General features: G+C 64.5%; 1 protein-coding gene. It reads left to right on the top strand.

Features of this window, described 5'->3' with window-relative positions; genetic code table 11:
• The first annotated feature begins 606 nt into the window (after nucleotides 1–606).
• Nucleotides 607–1,866, top strand: a complete 1,260-nt coding sequence (ltrA, locus tag NMG70_RS30730) for a group II intron reverse transcriptase/maturase (RefSeq protein ID WP_254027955.1) — start codon at nucleotides 607–609, stop codon at nucleotides 1,864–1,866.
• Nucleotides 1,867–1,936: the final 70 nt, after the last annotated feature.

Genomic DNA, 1,936 nt, shown 5'->3' with positions numbered 1-1,936 from the left:
GTCGTGCGCCAGGCATGGTGCGTGGTGCGCAAGCACCGTTTGGCCGGGATGGTATCCGGCCAATGACTTGGAGGTGAAAGTCCTCTGCGGACCCTGGTGATGGGAACCGCTAGCCGAACAGCAAGGGCGTCGTCGCGAGGCGGGGTCTGAAGGAAGCTGCAAGCAAAGTGCCGGCCTGACGAACAGGAAGCGCATATGAGGCGTTCGCATCCGGGCGAGGGAGCGACAAAACCCGAAGCCCGATATCACCCGGAGGGTGCGGCCGTAGATGCGACAGGTATATGGCACGAAGGTCAAGCGCCTTACCCTGGGAGGTCTGCCGACCTGCCCCCGGAAACGGGTGTGCTACCGCCGCCGAGAGGCGCGGGGATGGGTCGGCAGGAGTCAGCAGAGGCCGTAGTAGCCGGACCAAGCGGCGAAGGGCTGAACATGAAGTGCCGGACGGAGAACGGTCTTTCGATGGTTGGACAAGATGCAGAAGACGGAGCCGAAAACCTCCGTGCCGAAACCTGGAGCAGCGGCCGGAAGCCGCGAAAGCAGGCATCGGTTGCATCGCGCCCCACGGCAGGACCGTCACCCTCTCGACCGGAGGCAGACGAGCGACTGATGGAGATGATCCTCAGCCGCGAGAACATGATGGCGGCTTACCACCGGGTGGTGAGGAAAAAGGGCGCACCGGGCATCGACGAGATGACGGTGGAACAGCTGAAGTCCCACCTCACGGAGCACTGGCCGCGCATCAGAGAAGAGTTGCTGGCGGGTCGTTACAGACCGGCGCCGGTGCGCGGGGTGAAAATCCCCAAGCCCGGCGGCAAGGGAATGCGCCAACTGGGCATCCCGACCGTTCTGGACCGGCTCATTCAGCAGGCGATGCATCAGGTGCTGATGCCGATCTTCGATCCGGACTTCTCCGACTCCTCCTACGGCTTCCGGCCGGGGCGGAGCGCGCATGATGCGGTTCTGGCCGTCCGGTCGCACGTGGCCGGAGGTCGCCGCTTCGTGGTCGATCTTGATCTGGAGAAGTTCTTCGACCGAGTGAACCACGACGTGCTGATGGCACGCGTGGCGCGCAAGGTCGAAGACAAGCGGGTGCTGCGGTTGATCCGCCGCTACCTGCAGGCAGGGTTGATGACGGGCGGGGTCGAGACGGCGCGCAGCGAAGGGACGCCGCAAGGCGGGCCGCTCTCGCCGCTGCTGTCGAACATCCTGCTCGACGATCTCGACAAGGAACTGGAGCGGCGTGGTCATGCCTTCTGCCGTTACGCCGACGACTGCAACGTCTATGTACGGTCGCAGCGTGCCGGCGAGCGCATCATGGCCTCGCTCACCCGGTTCCTGGCCGAGCGGCTGAAGCTAAAAGTCAACGGCGACAAGAGCGCCGTGGACCGACCGTGGAAGCGTACCTTCCTCAGCTACACCATGACCGCCCACAAAGCACCGCGCCTGTTGATTGCGCGATCGAGCGTGGCGCGGCTGCTGGACAAGCTGAGGGCTGCGTTTCGGGCTGGGCGCGGTTGCGCCCTTGCCGCCACCGTCAAACACCTCGCCCCGATCCTGCGTGGCTGGATTGCTTATTTCCGGCTGACCGAAGGAAAGGGGATTCTCGAGGAACTGGACGGCTGGCTGCGGCGCAAACTGCGCTGCGTGCTATGGCGGCAATGGAAACGACCAGCCACCCGGCGAACACGACTGGTGCAACGAGGTCTGACGGAGCAACGCGCACGTGACTCGGCCAGCAATGGCCGCGGCCCATGGTGGAACGCCGGGGCCAGTCACATGAACGACGCTTTCCGCAAGGCCTTCTTCAACGCGCTCGGGCTGATCTCGCTCCAAAACGAGCTTCGACGCCTAAACCACGCTTCATGAACCGCCGTGTACGGAACCGTACGCACGGTGGTGTGGGAGGGGGGATGCCGCAAGGCTCCCTCCTACCCGA

The organism is Mesorhizobium ventifaucium, from assembly GCF_935822925.1.
GTDB lineage: Bacteria > Pseudomonadota > Alphaproteobacteria > Rhizobiales > Rhizobiaceae > Mesorhizobium > Mesorhizobium ventifaucium.
Note: the sequence above shows the minus strand (reverse complement) of the source record. Positions and strands in the feature narration are given on the sequence as shown.

Bases quoted from the DNA above. Each gene is read 5' to 3' on its own strand.
- ltrA (WP_254027955.1), top strand. From the start codon at position 607: ATGGAGATGATCCTCAGCCGCGAGAACATGATGGCGGCTTACCACCGG.